This is a genomic window from Tahibacter harae (assembly GCF_024437735.1).
Taxonomy (GTDB): domain Bacteria; phylum Pseudomonadota; class Gammaproteobacteria; order Xanthomonadales; family Rhodanobacteraceae; genus Tahibacter; species Tahibacter harae.
In genome coordinates, this window is the sequence record NZ_JANFQO010000008.1 from 209,423 (window position 1) to 226,639 (window position 17,217).

Consider the following 17,217-nt stretch of genomic DNA (forward strand, 5'->3'; position numbering starts at 1 on the left):
AGTGAACATTGTCACCACCCGGCAAGCCGCGTAATGCGGCGGCCGGGTCCACCCTGCTATAAGATCGGTCTTGTTCGCACGGATCGGTCGCATGCCTGAAAAGGACACCCTGCCTACGCCGCCTGCCCGCTGCATCGCCCGAGTGCTGGCCCTGGGCCTGCTCCTGCTCGGCAGCGCACAGGCCGCCACGATCACCACCACGGTCGGCGGCATCGAAGGCGATCTCAAGCTGGCCGCGCTGGCCGGCCTGGATCTCAACCAGTACGCCGGCCGCGACGTCAGCGCCGCCCAGGCGCGCCGCCTGTACGAGCGCGCGCCGGCGCAGATCGCCGCGGCGCTGGAGCCCTACGGCTACTACGACGCAACCGTCAGCGGCGACCTCAAGGAAACTCCGCAGGGCTGGCAGGCCACGCTGAACGTCACGCCGGGCGAGCCGGTCACGGTCGCCACGCTGGAACTCAAGCTCCAGGGCGAGGCACGCGAACTCAAGAGCGTGCGCCAGGCCCTGCGCGCGTTCGAGCCCAAGGTCGGCCAGCCCATGAACCACGCCGCCTACGAGCGCGGCAAGGCGGTGATCCAGGCCGCCCTGTTCGCCGACGGCTTCCTCGACGCGAAGCTGGTCGAGCACCGCGTGGAACTGAGCCGCTCCACCCACAAGGCCGCGGTCAAGCTGGCCTGGGAGCCCGGCCAGCGCTACCGCATCGGCGAAACCGTGTTCGAAGGCGCCCAGTTCCCCACCGAATTCCTGCAGCGCTACCTGCCCTGGCAGCGCGGCGATTTCTATACACAGGAACAATTGCTGGGACTGCAGCAGCGCCTCAACGAGGCCGATTACTTCGCCATCGTCGACGTCAACCCGGATATCGAGAACGCCGCCGACGGCGTGGTGCCGATCCGGGTCAACCTGGCCCCGGCCAAGCGCAGCATCTACACCGGCGGCATCTTCGTCGGCACCGATACCGGCTTCGGCGTACGCGGCGGGTTGGAACGGCGCTGGATGAACCGGCGCGGGCACAAGCTCAAGAGCGAACTGATCCTGGCCCAGCGCCTGACCTCGGCCACCGCGCTGTACCAGATCCCGCTGCCCGGCCCGGACAACCGCAGCTTCAATTTCGGCGTCAACTTCCGCGACGAGGACACCGAAACCACCCGCTCCAGGACCACCACCCTGGTTGCCAGCGAGACGCGCCAGTGGCGCGGCTTCACCCGCAATGCCGGCATCCACCTGCAGACCGGCGATTTCGAGATCGGCAACCGCAAGGAAGTCGCCTTCCGCGGCAATTCCACCATCCTCTATCCGCAGCTGGACCTGACCCGCAAGCGCGCCGACGATCCGCTGTTCGTGCGCCGCGGCTACTCGGTCAGCCTGCTCGCCCGCGCCGCCGCCGAGGGCGTGCTGTCGGACACCAACTTCGTGCAATTGCGCGGCGACGTGAAATGGATACGCGCGTTCAAGCCGCGCCAGCGCCTGATCCTGCGCGGCAGCGTCGGCACCAGCTGGGTGGACAAGTTCGACCAGCTGCCGCCGGACCTGCGCTTCTTCGCCGGCGGCGACCGCTCCATCCGCGGCTATGTCTACCAGACCATAGGCCCGGAACTGATCGTGGATCCGGCCAAGAAACCGGTCGTGATCGGCGGCAAGCACCTGCTCACCGCCAGCGCCGAATACGAGTACTACTTCCGCAGCAAATGGGGCATAGCCACCTTCGTCGACGCCGGCGACGCCTTCTCCGGCACCAAGTACGAACCCAAGATCGGCACCGGCCTGGGCCTGCGCTGGCGCTCGCCGGTGGGCATGCTGCGGCTGGACCTGGGCGTGCCGCTGCGCGAGCCCAAGGACGGCGTGCAGATCCACCTCGTGATAGGGCCTGACCTGTGAAGCGCGCGCTGAAATGGCTGGGCGGCCTGTTCGCCCTGGTGCTGCTGGTCGCCTGCGTCGGCCTGTTCTGGCTGCTGCGCACCGAGTCCGGCGCGCGTTTCGCCATCGCCCGCGCCCTGGGCGCGACCGAAGGCAAGCTCGCCATCGGCGCCAGCCAGGGCCGCCTGGCCGGCCCGCTGGTGCTGACCGACGTGCGCTGGCGCGACGCCGGCGTGGACGCGCAGATCGGCCGCCTCGAAGTCGATATCGCGCCGCTGGCGCTGCTGCGCAACGTTGCCCATGTGGAAAACATCGCGGCTTCGGATATCCGCATCGCCACCACCACCCAGCCGCCCGCGCCGCCGTCGGACGAACCGCTGTCGCTGCAGCCGCCGCTGGATATCCTGGTCGACCGCGTCGCGCTGGAGCGCATACAGCTCACGCACGATGCCCAACCCGTGTTCGAGGCCGACAGCTTCGCCGCCGTCGCGCGCTGGACCAGCCGCGGCCTGGCGGTGGAGAAACTGGCCCTGCGTGCCAGGCAGGGCGAAGTCGATCTCGACGCCCGCCTCGACTCCTTCAGCGACTACCGCGGCAGCAGCAGCGGGCGCTTCCGCTGGCAGGTGGACGGCACCGACTACGCCGGCACGCTCAGCGCCAGCAACGACGGCCGCCAGCCCCAGGTACAGGTGCAGTTGCAGCAGCCGGTCGCGCTGGCCGCGACGGTGGCGGCGAGCGAAGCCTCCAGCCAGCCGCTGGACCAGCGCACCTACGCCGTCACCCTCAACGCCGAGCGCTTCGACCCCAAGGCCGTGCTCAAGGACAGTACGCTGAAGTCGCTGGGCTTCAGCCTGGCCGGCACGATAAGCCGCGAAGGCGGCAGTTTCAGCGGCCCCATCGACATCGACGACTACCGCGTCGTCATTTCCCCGGCCCAGTTCAAGCTGGAGCCGCAGCGCCTGCTGCTGCAGAACGTGGCGCTGACCTCGCCCAACATTCCCGGCCTGCTCGCGCTCAAGGGCGAAGTGCCGCTGGGCGATGCCGCCGCCGCGGCGAAACTGGAACTGAGCTGGCAGGACGTGAAACTGCCGGCGGGACTGACCGGGCAGGAACTGCACAGCCGCGGCGACGTGGTGTTCAACGGCAATGCGCAGCAGTTCGGCCTCGACGGCAAGCTGCAGCTGGGCCCGCCCGGCCAGCCGGTGGACATGAACCTGCAGTTGGACGGCAATGCCGACAAGATCCGCCTGGAGCAGATCCAGCTGCTGCAGCAGCGCAACGGCAAGCCGGCCGGCTCGCTGGTGCTGCAGGGCGATGTCACGCTCAAGCCCGCGCTGGGCTGGAGCCTGCGCGCCGTCGCCGACCGCCTCGATCCCGGCGCTTTCGTCGCCGAATGGCCCGGCGCGCTGAACTTCACCCTGGCCAGCGTCGGCGCCAGCGACGACAAGGGCGTCACCACGACGCTGAAAATGGAAAAACTGGACGGCACCCTGCGCCAGCGCCCGGTCAGCGGTACGGCCGATCTCACCATCGCGCCGGAACTGGTCATCGACGGCACCCTGGCGCTGGCCTCGGGCGAAAGCACGCTGGCGGTGCAGGGCCGCGGCGGCAAGGGCGCTACCGATGCGCAGATCGGCTTCACCCTGGCCTCGCTGGGCGATTTCCTGCCCGGAGCCCAGGGCCGCCTGCGCGGCCAGTTCAAGCTCAAGGGCCAATGGCCGGCGCTGGCGGTGAACGGCCGCATGGACGGCCAGGCGCTGGCGCTGCAGGGCAACCGCGCCAGCTCGCTGGAACTCAATCTGGACGTGACCGACACCAGCGCGCCGCGCGGTTCGCTGGAACTGCTGGCCACCGGCGTCGATGCGGGTGGCCAGCATTTCGACCGCGTCAGCCTGGACGGCAAGGGCGACCGGCAATCGCACGAGCTGGTGTTCAACGCCGGCGGCGCTGCGCTGTCCACCCAGTTGCAGCTGCGCGGCGCACTGAACGGCGAGAACTGGGCCGGCACGCTGAACCAGCTCAAGCTCGCGCTGAAGGACCAGCCCGAGTGGAACCTCGACCAGCCCGCCGCGCTGTCCTGGCAGCAGGGCGCGGCCAAGCTCAATGATCTCTGCCTGGTCGCGCAGAGCGCGCGCATCTGCCTGGCCGGCAGCCAGGCCGCCGACGGCGGCGTGCAGGGCACCTACCGGGTGGAAAAGCTGCCGCTGGCCATGCTCGCGGCCATCGGCGCGCCGGATGCCACCTTCAAACTCGACGGCGAGATCAACGGCGAAGGCAATGTCGCGCGCACGCCCCAGGGCGCGCTCAGCGGCGCGGCGCGGCTGGCCTCGGCCAACGGCCGCATCGCCTATCCGGATACGTCGGAAAGGCCGCTGCTGGACTACACCAACCTCGCCGTGAGCGCGACCCTGTCGCCGCAGTCGCAGCAGGTGCTCATCCAGGCGCAGCTGTCCGACGGCGGCCGCATCGACGGCAATGTCGCCGTCAGCGGTGCCGAGCAGGCGCTCAGCGGCCAGGTGCAGCTCGCCCTGGGCAGCATTTCCTTTGTGGAACTGTTCACCACCGAAGTCGCCGCCGCCAAGGGCCACCTGGACGGCCGCATCGACTTCGCCGGCACCGTGGCCGCACCCGCGCTCAGCGGCAACATCGAGCTGGCCGGCTTCGCCGCGGAAGTCCCCGCGGCCGGCCTGAAACTGGCCGACGGCCGGATCACGGTGAATCTCGACAGCCAGGGCCGCATCGTGGTGAACGGCGGCCTGGCCTCCGGCAAGGGCCGCATCGATCTCAAGGGCACCGCCGGCACCGCCGCCGATGCGCCGCTGGACATCAGCATCGAAGGCAAGGATTTCCTCGCCGCCGACATTCCCGCCGCGCACGTGGTGATCGCGCCCCGGCTGCGCGTGCAGCGCAGCGCCGCCGGCCTGCAGGCCAGCGGCGAAGTGGTCGTGCCCGAAGCCGACGTGGACCTGACCAAGCTGCCCGGCGGCGGCGCGGCCAAGACCTCGCCCGATGTGGTCGTCGTCGATGCGGACAAGGTCGACAGCAAGGAACCGTTGCCGGTCACCGCCGATGTCACCCTGCGCCTGGGCGATGCGGTCAAGCTCAAGGGCTTCGGCCTGGACGGCAAGCTCGACGGCCAGCTGGTCGTGGTCGAGCGCCCCGGCCGCCAGACCGTGGGCCGCGGCGAGATCCGCGTCGGCGGCACCTACAAGGCCTACGGCCAGGATCTCAAGATCCAGACCGGCCGCTTGCTGTTCGCCGGCACCGCCATCGACAACCCCGGCCTGGACATGCGCGCCGTGCGCGAACTCAAGGACGTCACCGCCGGCCTGCGCGTACAGGGCACGGCCCAGGTACCGGTCCTGACGGTGTATTCCGAACCGGCCATGGAACAGTCCGAAGCGCTGTCCTATCTCATCACCGGCCGTCCGCTGTCGGCGCTGAAAAGCGGCGAAGGCGATCTGGTCGGCGCCGCCGCCCAGGCGCTGGGCTCGGCCACCGGCGACCTGCTCGCCAAGAGCATAGGCGCGCGCCTGGGCGTGGACGCCGCAGTCAGCGACAACGCCGCCCTCGGCGGCGCCGCGCTGACCGTGGGCAAATACCTTTCGCCCAAGCTCTATCTGAGCTACGGCGTAGGCATCTTCACCCCGGGCGAAGTCATCACCCTGCGCTACAAGCTCTCGCGCATGTGGGAGCTGGAGGCGCAGAACGCGACGACGGAGAACCGTGCCGGTCTGAATTACCGGCTGGAAAAATAGCATGGTGCCGAACCCGCCGGCCGAACTGCCATTCCTGCACAGCCTGCGCGAGCTGATGCACGGCGACGACGGTTCGCTGCCGGATATCTTCATCGACTTCGGCGGCGAAGCCCTCGCCGCCGAAGCCTATGCGCTGATCCAGTCCTGCGCCGTGCCGGCAACCGGCATACTCGGCCATATCTGGTGCCAGGCCCGCGGCCGCGATTTCGACATCCACCACGGCGAGAACCCCGCCGCGCTGCTGCTGACTGGCGACGCCGACCCGTTCCACGTCAGCTACGACGCCCTGCACGCGCCCAACGGTGCGGCGCTGCCCGGGCTGGGCGTCTATCTCGACGCGCCGGAATTGATCTCCGTCAATTACCGCCGGGGCGCAGACTGGACCGATACGGCGATAATGGGACTTTTTTCCTTGGTGGAAAAAGTTGCCTCGCTCGCGGCAAGCTGGCAGATCAAACACAAAGGCAACTGCGACGATCCCGACGGATCGCGGCTGCTGCTGGCGTTCCGGCAATGGCAGGAGCTGGGCAGGCCGGCGGCGTGAACGCCGGCATCCGGCAGTAGCGCAATCGATGCAGATGGGCGGAGCAGCCCACCGCAAGCAGCCATTCGCCGCGCACCGCCGGCCTCAATCCCTGTCCGGCGCCCCCAGCGGAAACAGCGGCCGATACGGCCGCGCCTCCTCCATCGCCCGCGCAAACGACGGCCGCGCCAGCAGGCGGGCACGGTAGGCGCGCAGCATCGGAAAGTCCTCGCCGATGCGGTGGGTCCAGTCGGCGTAGAACAGCGCCGGGGCAGCGGCGCAGTCGGCCAGGCTGAACGTGTCTCCGGCAGCCCAGGTCTTGCCGGCGAGGTGGCCTTCCAGCCAGGCGTAGGCGCCCTGCAGCCTGTCCGCGACCAGCGCACGGCCCTGCTCGGGCGGCGCGGGGATGCGTCCCAGCGCGCAGTCCACGGCAAACTGCACCGCGCTCATCACATGCAGATCGAAGAAGCGGTCGAGGAAGCGCACCTCCAGCGCGGCCAGCGCATCGGCCGGAATCAGCCGCACCGGGCCGGGATGGGCCACTTGCAGGTATTCGATGACGATGCTGGTCTCCACGATCTGGCGCTCGCCGTCCAGCAGCAGCGGAAACTTGGCCAGCGGCCAGCGCCGCAGCCATTCGGCCGCGTGTTCCGGCGTATCCGGGCCTATGCAGCGGAATTCAAACGGCGTGGCGTTCTCGTACAGCGCGATCAGGGCTTTCTGCGTGTACGAGGAAAAGGGATGACCGTAGAGGGCGAGCGACATCGCTGAATCTCCTGGGACCGGCCGCAGCGGCAAGCCCCGTACCGTACTGGCGGCGCCTGCGTCTCACAAGCCGGACCTGCCTGCGCTCGGCCCACCGGCCACCGCCGCGCCTCAAGCCTGCGCAGGTGCTGCCGAGGGAGAGTCACCGCCCGCAAAAGGCCGATGCCCGGCGGGCGGCGCTGCCCCCGCACCTGCGCGTTTCCGTCGTTTTGCACAGGTGTACACGGCGCGGCGACCTGGGGATCTGGCCGGAGCGGACTACACCCATTGGCGGCTGGCCGCCGGAAGCGCTCGCGGCACTGGGAGGACAGGCCGCAAGCCGACAGTTAACCGCTACGCTTTCCCGGGCCGCGGCGCCCTTGCGCAAGGCCGTCCCGGGCACCCACCCTTCCTTTTCCTCAGCAAGGATGCCTCGCATGAACTTGTCCAAGCCCATTGCCGCGCTGGTCGCACTGGCCGCCGCAGGCCCTGCCGTGGCCGGCAGCATTGCCGGAACCGTCACCGTCGGCGGCCAGCCCGTCGGCGACGGCTATGTCGTCATCTACCGCGCCAACGGCACCTACCTCGGGCTGGCCGCGATCAACAATGCCGGCGCCTACAGCTATGGCGGCCTGGCGCCGGGCAACTACTTCGCCCGCACGGAAGATACCGGCCTGTTCGACGAGCTGTGGAACAACCTGCCCTGTGCACAGGGCGCCTGCAGCATCACCGGCGGCACGCCCATCGTCGTTGGCGACGGCACCACGCAGGCGAATTTCGCGCTGGAGGCCGGCGGGGTCATCGCCGGAAACGTTACTGCCACGGCTACGGGCCAGCCCATCGGCGACGGCTACGTCACGATCTACAACAGCAGCGGCAGCTATCTGGGATTGGCGTCGATCAACAATGCCGGCCAGTTCGCCTATGCGGGGCTTGCTTCGGGCAACTATTTCGCCCGCACCGCCGACACCGGCTTTTTCGATGAACTCTGGAACGACCTGCCCTGTGCCCAACAAGTCTGCAGCGTGACCAGCGGAACAGCGATCGCCGTCACCGCCGGCGCAACGACGACGGTGAATTTCAGCCTGCAGCGCGGCGGTTCCATCGGCGGCAGCGTCACGCGCAGCGGCGGCGGCCAGGTCGTCACCGACGGCTACGTGCAGATCCACGCGGCGACCGGCGCCTACCTCGGCCTGGCCAGCATCGACAACAGCGGCAACTACCTCTACAGCGGACTGGCGCCGGGCAACTACTTCGCCCGCACGGGCTCGACCAATCTGGCCGATGAACTGTGGAACGACATTCCCTGCGCCCAGGGAAACTGCACGGTGACCAGTGGTACGCCGATCGCCGTCACTACCACTACGGCAACGGCGAATTTCGTGCTCAACGGCGGTGGCAGCATCAACGGCGTGGTCACCGCCCAGGCCACCGGCCAGCCCGTCGCCGACGGTCAGGTATACCTGTACAACAGTGCGGGAAATTTCCTTGACCTGGTGTCGATCGGCGCAAACGGCGCCTACGCATTGACCGGCCTGGCCCCCGGCAACTATTTCGTACGCACCGACGATACCGGCCTGCTCGACGAACTCTGGAATGACCTGCCCTGCGCCCAGGGCGTGTGCACGATTACCGGCGGCACGCCGATACTCGTGGGCTCCGGCGCGCAGGTGGCGAATTTCGCCCTGGCTCCGGCCGCACAGATCAGCGGCACGGTCACCGCGACCGCCACCGGCCTGCCGGTCACCGACGGCTATGTGGAGGTCTACCGCTCCGGCGGCCAGTATCTCGGCCTGGCTGCGATCGGCAATAACGGCAGTTATCGCTACCCGGGCCTGGGCGCCGGCAGCTATTTCCTGCGCACCAGCCACACCGGCCTGCTGGACGAACTCTGGAACGACCTGCCCTGCGCCCAGGGCGCCTGCAACGTCACCGGCGGCACGCCGGTCGTGCTCGGGGCGACCAGTTCAGCGACCGCGAATTTCGGACTGGCGGCAGACAGCAACCTGATCTTCCGCAACGGCTTCGAGCTGTAGCGTCCCGCGGCGGCGGCGAGCGGCGGCCCACAGCCCCTGGACCGGCGTACGCTCATGCACCCGTGCGCCAGTCGCAGGCTGGTGGTGATCCGGGCTGGCCGTGCCGCGCCTGGCGCTCAGTTCGAGCCAGCAGCCGGGCTGAAGCATAGTTGCCGATCCGCGCCGCCGTCTCGTCGGCGCCGTGCGACGTACCGATCGTACCGCGACCGGCAGCGGCCGCCGCTTCGCCGGCGGCTGCGCCAGCTCAGTCCGTGCCGTCGCCGCAGGGCAACGCTCCCGCGCGTGCGGCAGTGGCCGATGGAAACTGGATCGAAGCCACCGTGCCCTCGCCCAGCACGCTGTGGATCTGCAGCGGCCAGCCGAAGCGGTCGGAAAGGCGCTTGACGATGGTGAGACCGACGCCGTGCCCGCCGCGCTGGCTGCGCTGGGCGCGGTAGAAAGGCTCGAACACCTGGGCCAGTTCGTCGTCGCTCATGCCTACGCCAGTGTCCTCCACCTGCACGAAATCGCCGCCGACGGTGACGACGACGCGGCCGCGCTCGGTGTAGTGGCAGGCGTTGCGCAGCAGGTTGCCGACCACCACCGAAAGCACGCGCGGCGAGGCGTGCAGGCAGAAATCGCCCTGGCGGCGCAGCTCCAGCTGCACCGGCTTGTTCTCCAGCAGCGGGCGCACCTGTTCCAGCTCGTCGGCGACCAGTTCGCCGATCAGGAAATCCTCTTCGGGCAGGCCGGTGTCGGCCTCGCGCGCGAGGATCAGGAAGGCTTCGATCAGCGCCTCCATGTCGCGCGTGGCCAGGCGGATGCGGCCTACCGAGCGGCGTGCGAAGGGGCTGAGCTGTTCCTCTTCCTCCAGCACATCGGCGGCGACCTTGATTACGGTCAGCGGGCTGCGCAGCTCGTGGCTGGCGTCGCGGGTGAAATTGCGCTCGCGGTCGACGAATTCCTCGATGCGCGTGGCGAAGCCGTGCAGCGCGCGCGACAGCACTTCCGCATCGTGGTCGGCATCGCCGGGCAGGTTGGCGCTGTCCAGGGCTTCCAGGTCCGGCCGCTTGGGATCCCAGTCGCGCACCACATTGGCCAGCGCGACCACCGGCGACAGCGCCCGGCGCGAGGCGCGGTACGTCAGCCAGGTGGTGAGGTAGATGATCAGCAGCACCACGGTCAGCGGCACGAAGCCGAACAGGAATGCCAATTTGTGCACTTGTTCCTGATTGAACACCAGGAACAGCCAGCCCTGGGCATCCTGGCTGACGTAGATCAGATCGTCGCGCCCGCCCTGGCGCACATGGTGATAGCCCAGGCCCAGCCCGCGCAGTTCCTGCGGCAGATGCGCGCGCGCGGCCTCGTCGGCGGCCAGGTAGCCATGCAGGTTGTAGGTATCGGGCAGCTCCGCGCGCGGGTTCAGCGCCAGGCGGCGGAAATAGTGCGAGGCCTCGTCCTTGAGCGCCTGCTTGATGAGCAGGTCTTCCAGCACCGTGGCGGCGCCGTAGACGCCGACCACGGTGGCAAAACTGATCGCCGCCAACTGCAGTACGAATACGACCCAGATCTTGCGCCGTATGCCGCCGGGACGCCGCATCGGCTCAAGCCTGGCTGTTCGCAGCCAGTTCCGCGTCCAGGTCGGCCAGGCGATAGCCCGCGCTGTGGATGGTATGCAGCAATTGCTGCTGGAACGGCTTGTCGATGATCTTGCGCAGGTTGTACAGGTGCGAACGCAAGGTGTCGGAGTCGGGCAGCGTATCGCCCCAGATCTCCCGTTCTATGTCGCGCCGGCTGACCACGCGCGGCGATTCGCGCATGAGTATGGTCAGGAGCTTGATGCCAATAGGCGACACCACCAGCTCCTGGCCGGCGCGGGTCAGGCGCAGCGTGGCCGTGTCCAGCACCAGGTCGGCGACCTTGAGCACCTCGGCGCTGACCAGGCGGCGGTCGCGCCGGATCAGCGCGCGCACGCGGGCTTCCAGCTCGCGGATCTCGAAGGGCTTGACCAGGTAATCGTCGGCGCCGGCATCCAGCCCGACCAGCTTGTCGTCCAGCGTGTCGCGTGCGGTGAGCATCAGCACCGGGGTGGATTTCTTGGCTTCGTTGCGCAGGCGCCGGCACAGGTCTATGCCGTCCATGCCCGGCAGCATCAGGTCCAGCACGATGACGTCGTAGCTGTTGTTGGTGGCCAGGCGCAGGCCGGTCAGCCCGTCCGTGGCGTAGTCGATGCCATAGCCGCGGCGTTCGAGGTATTCGCCGACCATCTCGGCGATGCCGCGGTTGTCTTCGATCAGCAGGATCAGCCCTGCCGGCTCCTCGCGCTGCTTCATGCTCCGCTCCCGTACCGGCCGTCTTCACATTTGTGAAGACTGAGGGTTCTGGAGTGAGGGGGTTGTGAAGGCCGTGGCAGTTCCCTGTCGGATTCTGCCGGCGGGCAGCACAAAAATGCGCCGGCCGCGGCGGATCGGCGTGGCTTGCCGTCGCCGTCGGCACTACCGTCCCATTCCTCCATGTGCCGGAAGCCGCCGCGTTCCGCACGGGCGCATCCGAGGCATCACCGTCCCCGGCCCGGCACGCAGAACCTGCTTCGCGCCAGAGCGTGCCGAATCCGCGATGACTACTTCAGCACCGGCCCCACCACGCTCCAGACATTCTCCAATATCCGCCCCTGCGCCTGCGCCGTCGGATGCAGACCGTCGTCCTGTATCAGCTCGGGCTGCAGCGCCACGCCTTCAAGCAGGAACGGGACCAAGGGCACATTGAATTCCCCGGCCAAGTCCCGATAGATGGCGCGAAGTCCGTCGCGGTACTGCGGGCCGTAGTTCACCGGCAGTTCGATACCAGCCAGGACGGCTTTCGCACCGCTTTTACGTACCAGCTCCAGCATCTGTTTCAGATTGGCGCTGATCTCGCTCAGCGGCAGCCCGCGCAGGCCGTCGTTGGCGCCGAGTTCGATCAGCACGATGGCGGGTTTGTTCTGCGTGAGCAGCGCCGGCAGCCGGGCCAGGCCGCCGGCAGTGGTTTCGCCGCTGATGGAGGCGTTGACCACGCTGCGCGCCGGCGCGGCAGCGGCGAGGCGTTGCTGCAGCAGGTTCACCCAGCCGGCATCGCGGGCGATGCCGTGGGCGGCGGAGAGGGAATCGCCGAGCACCAGCACGCTGCCGGTGGCGGCGGTCGCGCTGGCCGGCTCGGCCGCAACGGTCGCTGCCGGTGCGGTCGCGGGCGCCGCCGCATGCGCCGCCGGAGTTGCCGCATTTGAAACAAAAGATACAAACAGAAAAATCAATTCAAGGAACCGACGCATGCCGCAACCCGCCGAAGTGATATTGACCGCCCGCGATGTTAGCAAAGCCGTGCTCGGCCCCGACGGGCGGCTGCAGATACTGGACGCGGTGAGCCTGGAAGTGCCGGCCGGCGATTCGCTGGCCATCGTCGGCGCCTCGGGCTCGGGCAAGACCACCCTGCTGGGGCTGCTGGCCGGGCTGGACAATCCCGACAGCGGCGAGATCGTGCTGGACGGCCAGGCCCTGCACCAACTGGACGAGGAAGCGCGCGCGGCGCTGCGCCGGCGCCGCATCGGCTTCGTGTTCCAGAGCTTTCACCTGCTGCCGGCGCTGACCGCGGAAGAGAACGTGATGCTGCCGCTGGAGCTGGAGGACGGCGGCGATGCGCGCCAGGCGGCGCAGGAGGCCCTGTCCGCGGTCGGCCTGGCCAGGCGCCTGCATCACTATCCGCACCAGCTTTCCGGCGGCGAGCAGCAGCGCGTCGCCATCGCGCGCGCCTTCGTGCACGGACCGCGGCTGCTGTTCGCCGACGAGCCCACCGGCAACCTGGATGCGCGCACCGGGCGCGCCGTCAGCGACCTGCTGTTTGAACTCAACCAGGCGCGCGGCACCACCCTGGTGCTGGTCACACATGATCTGGGCCTGGCCCAGCGCTGCCAGCATGTGGTGCGGCTGGACAGCGGCCGCCGCGTGGAAGAGGCCGCATGAATATCTGGCGCTTTTCCGCCCGTTCCCTGCGCCGCGAATTCCGCCACGGCGAGCTGCGCACCCTGGCCGCGGCGCTGGTGCTGGCGGTGGCCGCGCTCACCGCCGTGGCCACCTTGGGCCAGCGCGTGGAGCGCGCCATCGTCGCCAGCGCGGCCGAGCTGATCGGCGGCGATCTCGGTGTCGCCGCGCGGCGCGAAGTCGGCGCCGAATATGCCGCGCAAGCGCAGCGCGAAGGCCTGCGCATGAACCGCAGCGCCGAGTTTCCCAGCGTGGTGTTTGCCGCCGGCAAGAGCCAGCTGGCCCAGGTCACCGCGACGGATGCGGCCTATCCGCTGCGCGGCGTGCTGCGCATACGCAACGAACACGGCGCGGAGCAGGATGTGACCGCGCCGGCCGCGGGCACGGTCTATGCCGACGGTCTGCTGCTGACTGCGCTGGGACTCAGGACCGGCGACGCGCTGGAGCTGGCCGGAAAGTCGCTGGCCGTACGCGGCGAGATCCTGCGCCAGCCCGACGGCGGCCAGTTGTTCTCGCTGGCCCCGCGCATCATCGTGGCGCTGGAAGATGCACAGTCCAGCGGCCTGCTCGGCGTGGGCAGCCGCGCGCGGCACAAGCTGATGCTGGCCGGCGAGCCGGCGGCACTGGCCCGCTTCCAGGCCTGGGCCAAGCCGCGCCTGAGTGACGGCGCGCAGCTGGTCACCGTGGCCGAGGCGCAGCAGAACCTGCGCAGCGCATTCGAGCGCGGCGAATCCTTCCTGCGCCTGGCGGCGCTGCTGTCGGCGCTGCTGTCGGGCATCGCCGTGGCGCTGGCGGCGCAGCGTTATGCGCGACGCAAGATCGACGAAGTCGCCCTGCTGCGTGCGCTGGGCCTGGGCAAGCAGCGTGTGCTGGCCAGCCTGAGCCTGTCCGTGCTGATGCTGGGCCTGCCCGCCTGTTTGCTCGGCGCTGCGCTGGGCCTGGGCCTGCAACAGATCGTGCTGAGCTACGCCGGCAATCTGCTGCCGGCCGCGGCGCCGCCGCCCAGCCTGCAACCGGCGCTCGCAGCGATTGCGGTCGGCCTGGCCGTGCTGATCGGCTTCGCCCTGCCGCCGCTGGCGCGCCTGCGCGATGTGCCGCCCATGCGCGTATTCCAGCGCGCGGTCGGACTGCGGCCGCGCCGCTTCGATCTGCTGTATCTGCTGCCGCCGCTGGTTGCCTTCGGCCTGATCGCGAGCCAGAGCAGCAATGCGACCATCGCCTCGGCCCTGGGCGGCAGCCTGCTCGGCGTGGCCGCGGCGACCCTGGTCATAGGCCTGCTGCTGATCTGGGCACTGCGCCGCATCGGTCGCGGCCTGCCCGGCGCGCTGCGGTTCGGCCTGGCCAACCTGGCGCGCCGCCGCGGCCTCAGTCTGATCCAGGCTACCGCGCTGGCGCTGAGCTTCACTGCCCTGCTGCTGCTCGCCGTGGTCGGCCCCGGCCTGCTCAACGCCTGGCGCGCCGACCTGCCGCCGCAGACGCCGAATCATTTCCTGCTCAATCTGCAGCCCGAGCAGCGCAACAGCGTCGAGCAGCAGTTGCAGGCGCTGGGCGCAAAGAACCTGAACCTGCTGCCGCTGGCCGTGGGCAAGCTGGTCGCGATCAACGGCAAGCCGCCGCGGCCGGAGGACTACGACGACCGCCGCGCCGCCAACTGGATCAACGGCGAGACACGCCTGTCCTGGAGCGACGCCCTGCCCGACTCCAACGTGCTCAAGGAAGGTGCCTGGTTCGACGGCAAGGCGACCGAGCCGCAGGTGTCGGTGGAGCGCGTCTGGGTCGACATGCTGCGCCTCAAGCTCGGCGACACGCTGAGCTTCACCGTGGGCGAACGCACGCTGGAAGCACGCATCGTCAATATCCGCGAGGCCGACTGGACCTCGTTCCGGGTCAATTTCTTCGTGCTGCTGGACCCGGCCAGCGCGGCCCAGCTGCCGCACAGTTTCATCGCCAGCTACTGGCTGCCGGCGCAGCAGACGCCGCAGCTGCGCGAGATCTCGCGTGCCAATCCCAACCTGTCGATGATCGACATCAACGCCATCCTCGACCGCGTGCGCGACATCATCGACCAGGTCACCAGCGCGGTGATGGCCGTGCTGGGCTTCAGCCTGCTCGCCGGCCTGCTGGTGCTGGTGGCGGCGCTGAATGTCAGCGCCGAGGAACGCCGCTTCGAGACCGCGCTGCTGCGTACGCTGGGCGCGCGCCGCGGGCAACTGCTGGCGACGGTACTGGGTGAGTTCGCCCTGCTCGGCTTGATCGCCGGCCTGATCGCTGCATTCGGCGCAATCAGCGCCGGCCTGTCGCTGGGCCGCGGCGTATTCCGCATCGCCTGGTCGCCGCCGCTGCTGCCGTTCGCGCTGGGGGTGCTTGCCGCGGTGGCCCTGGTGGCCTTTGCCGGCTGGCTGGGTACGCGCGGGATTGCGCGGACTTCGCCGGTGGTGGTGTTGCGGAAGGAGTGATTGGGCTGGGGTTCGGGGCCAGGAGTTCGGGATTCGGGATTCGGGTTTCGTTTCGAGGCCCGAGGCCCGAGGTTCGGGTTTCAAGATTCGGGTTTCGAAGCCAGGGGTTCGGGGTTCGGGGTTAGGGGTTCGGGTTCGGAATTCCGAATTCGTCAAAACTGAAGATCGTTGCCGCGGAGCAAGAAGGCTGCGCGGCGGCTTTTGGCCCTTGCGAATCCCGAACCTCCAATCCCGAACCCGCTCCTTGGCATCAATCGTGCTTAAACGGTCCCGGATCCCCGCTTCCCAGCGACCGTTGTCGGAAACTGCCATGGCCCTTTCTACCCAGGAAATGCTCCTCGCCCTGCGCGCGCCCAACGCCCATTGGCTGGCCGCGCTGGTCAACGCCCTGGACGAAGCACTGCGCGATCCGGAATTCGGCCCGGAACAGCGCGCCCTGGTACAGCAGCTGCTGAGCGCCGGCATCGTCCCCGCCAGCGTGGCGCGGGCCGCCGAGAGCCGCTTCGAACGGTTCGAGGAAAGCTTCGGCGAGCTGGGCCCGACCCCAGCCGAAGGCGAATGGTCGGCCCTGCCGCTACCGGCAACGGCGCCGCCGCGTCCAAAGTTGACCCTGGTAGGCAACGCGGCCGCCTGAAACTGACAACGCTGTCACAGAGAAGCCCGGGGAGATTCGGGCTTTTTCTTTGTCCGGGCGTTGTGAAGTCATCCATTGGGGCCAAGGCCCATGTGGACTCGACTTCTTTCGGAGCGGGATCTGACTGGGACCGGCGAGCCCTCGGACTTCGAGGCGACTCAGCCTGCTGTTCCAATCCAGGCAAAGTCGCTTCGTGCCAATCTTCCATGCCAACAAATCTTGAGCACGCCTGCCTCATCGGGTCTCGCTGCGGCGACTCGTTCAACAATAATGCGAGTCCGTGGCTACCGTAGCTGTTGAGAGCCCAAGTGACCCGCACACCTAGGCTCGATCGATCTGGCAGCGCGTGTCGGCCGGCGCCTGCTACGAGGTATTCGACTAATCTGGTTGTCGGAATAGACCGCCACGGCTCTGCGAGAGCCGTGGCAGTGGTAGCGCAACACAGATGAAACTACCTATTGGGTGGAATCCGCTACTTTCCCCGCCAAGTTTCGACTGAACGAAAAGCCCATCCTCAGCTCGCCGCAATCCGTCGGGCACTAGGAACCGGCTTACTCACTTGAAACTGATATGTGAGTGTCCAAACTTGACTCTCGATATCAAGGGCGGAAGCCGAATCCCATAGCTCCTTCCATCGTGAAGCACATACACCAAGATGACTCGCCCCCAATCAAATAGTGATGTTGTGGGATCGCCAGCAATTCAGAGAGAGCTTCTCTCATAATTTTCAACGGCGCCTGAAGTGCAAAGTCCGTTGCACTGTCGCCCACATAGACGACCTCTCCAGTCAAGCCATTACGCTGAACGATCTCATCGAAAAACCCGAGGAACCGCTCTATTTGCAAGGAGTCATCCTCCTCAATTTGTTCGATTGATTCGGGAACGCTTTTCCAGTCAATTTTGGAACCTCTGACCGGATAGACATCCATGAGCCGAGCAAAAAAGACCGATGAATCTCCCACTTCCTTGATCTGACCAGGCACCATTGCAGTGTGCAAGGATTTGCGCAACTCGGATTCGAAAAAATTTTCGCTAGCCTTTCTCATTTCTCGAACTGCCTCACGATTTGATTAAGGAAGTGACCTGCCCCCACCTGTAATGACCCAGCGGTTTCTGCACAGGTCACGCCGCTAATCGATACGCCTCAGCGGGTGTCTTCATGCCCAGCGCCTGATGCGGTCGCCGGGTGTTATAGAACTGGATCCAATCGCTGATC

At 67.9% G+C, this 17,217-nt stretch carries 13 protein-coding genes; 7 read left to right on the forward strand and 6 right to left on the reverse strand.

The window, feature by feature from the left end; all coding sequences use genetic code 11:
• Positions 1-91: 91 nt before the first annotated feature.
• Genes NM961_RS11110 through NM961_RS11120 form a run of 3 tightly spaced genes read left to right on the forward strand, consistent with a single transcriptional unit; the run spans position 92 to position 6,160 of the window.
• Positions 92-1,879, forward strand: coding sequence for an autotransporter assembly complex protein TamA (locus NM961_RS11110; RefSeq protein WP_255914381.1), 1,788 nt, complete (start codon positions 92-94; stop codon positions 1,877-1,879).
• The gene (locus NM961_RS24160) at positions 1,876-5,616 is read left to right on the forward strand and encodes a translocation/assembly module TamB domain-containing protein (protein WP_255914382.1); all 3,741 of its coding nucleotides are present in this window, start codon (positions 1,876-1,878) and stop codon (positions 5,614-5,616) included. Before NM961_RS11110 ends, NM961_RS24160 begins: the two co-directional genes overlap by 4 nt.
• 1 nt (position 5,617) lies before the next feature.
• Positions 5,618-6,160 (forward strand): hypothetical protein, encoded by a 543-nt coding sequence (locus NM961_RS11120; RefSeq protein ID WP_255914383.1) that lies wholly within the window; start codon positions 5,618-5,620, stop codon positions 6,158-6,160.
• An 84-nt stretch (positions 6,161-6,244) separates the two neighbouring features.
• Here the strand turns inward: NM961_RS11120 and NM961_RS11125 are convergent, their stop codons facing one another.
• On the reverse strand, positions 6,245-6,904 hold the full coding sequence (locus NM961_RS11125; RefSeq protein WP_255914384.1) for a glutathione S-transferase family protein: 660 nt from the start codon (positions 6,902-6,904) through the stop codon (positions 6,245-6,247).
• A gap of 416 nt (positions 6,905-7,320) precedes the next feature.
• On the opposite strand from NM961_RS11125, the gene NM961_RS11130 reads away from it, so the two are divergent.
• A complete protein-coding gene (locus tag NM961_RS11130; protein ID WP_255914385.1) occupies positions 7,321-8,919 on the forward strand; it encodes an MSCRAMM family protein in 1,599 nt (532 codons plus the stop codon).
• Between the two features lie 244 nt (positions 8,920-9,163).
• Here the strand turns inward: NM961_RS11130 and NM961_RS11135 are convergent, their stop codons facing one another.
• The 3 genes from NM961_RS11135 to NM961_RS11145 all read right to left on the reverse strand — a co-directional run bounded on the left by NM961_RS11135 (position 9,164) and on the right by NM961_RS11145 (position 12,205).
• Complete coding sequence (locus NM961_RS11135; protein ID WP_255914387.1) at positions 9,164-10,498, reverse strand: sensor histidine kinase; 1,335 nt, start codon at positions 10,496-10,498, stop codon at positions 9,164-9,166.
• A gap of 4 nt (positions 10,499-10,502) precedes the next feature.
• Entirely contained in the window at positions 10,503-11,231 is a 729-nt protein-coding gene (locus tag NM961_RS11140) for a response regulator transcription factor (protein ID WP_255914388.1), read from the reverse strand.
• Between the two features lie 287 nt (positions 11,232-11,518).
• Positions 11,519-12,205, reverse strand: a complete 687-nt coding sequence (locus NM961_RS11145; protein WP_255914390.1) for an arylesterase — start codon at positions 12,203-12,205, stop codon at positions 11,519-11,521.
• Here NM961_RS11145 and NM961_RS11150 point away from each other — a divergent pair.
• The 3 genes from NM961_RS11150 to NM961_RS11160 all read left to right on the forward strand — a co-directional run bounded on the left by NM961_RS11150 (position 12,204) and on the right by NM961_RS11160 (position 16,001).
• Positions 12,204-12,893: an ABC transporter ATP-binding protein gene (locus NM961_RS11150; RefSeq protein ID WP_255914391.1), complete on the forward strand. Its 690-nt coding sequence runs from the start codon at positions 12,204-12,206 to the stop codon at positions 12,891-12,893. The two genes, NM961_RS11145 and NM961_RS11150, sit on opposite strands and share 2 nt — an antisense overlap.
• A complete protein-coding gene (locus tag NM961_RS11155) occupies positions 12,890-15,367 on the forward strand; it encodes an ABC transporter permease (protein WP_255914392.1) in 2,478 nt (825 codons plus the stop codon). Before NM961_RS11150 ends, NM961_RS11155 begins: the two co-directional genes overlap by 4 nt.
• A 310-nt stretch (positions 15,368-15,677) precedes the next feature.
• Entirely contained in the window at positions 15,678-16,001 is a 324-nt protein-coding gene (locus NM961_RS11160) for a hypothetical protein (protein ID WP_255914393.1), read from the forward strand.
• 599 nt (positions 16,002-16,600) lie between these two features.
• On the opposite strand, the gene NM961_RS11165 is transcribed toward NM961_RS11160, so the two are convergent.
• Both NM961_RS11165 and NM961_RS11170 read right to left on the reverse strand, forming a co-directional pair.
• Positions 16,601-17,047, reverse strand: a complete 447-nt coding sequence (locus NM961_RS11165; RefSeq protein ID WP_255914394.1) for a hypothetical protein — start codon at positions 17,045-17,047, stop codon at positions 16,601-16,603.
• 76 nt (positions 17,048-17,123) lie between these two features.
• A complete protein-coding gene (locus tag NM961_RS11170; protein ID WP_255910650.1) occupies positions 17,124-17,216 on the reverse strand; it encodes an integrase core domain-containing protein in 93 nt (30 codons plus the stop codon).
• Position 17,217: the final 1 nt, after the last annotated feature.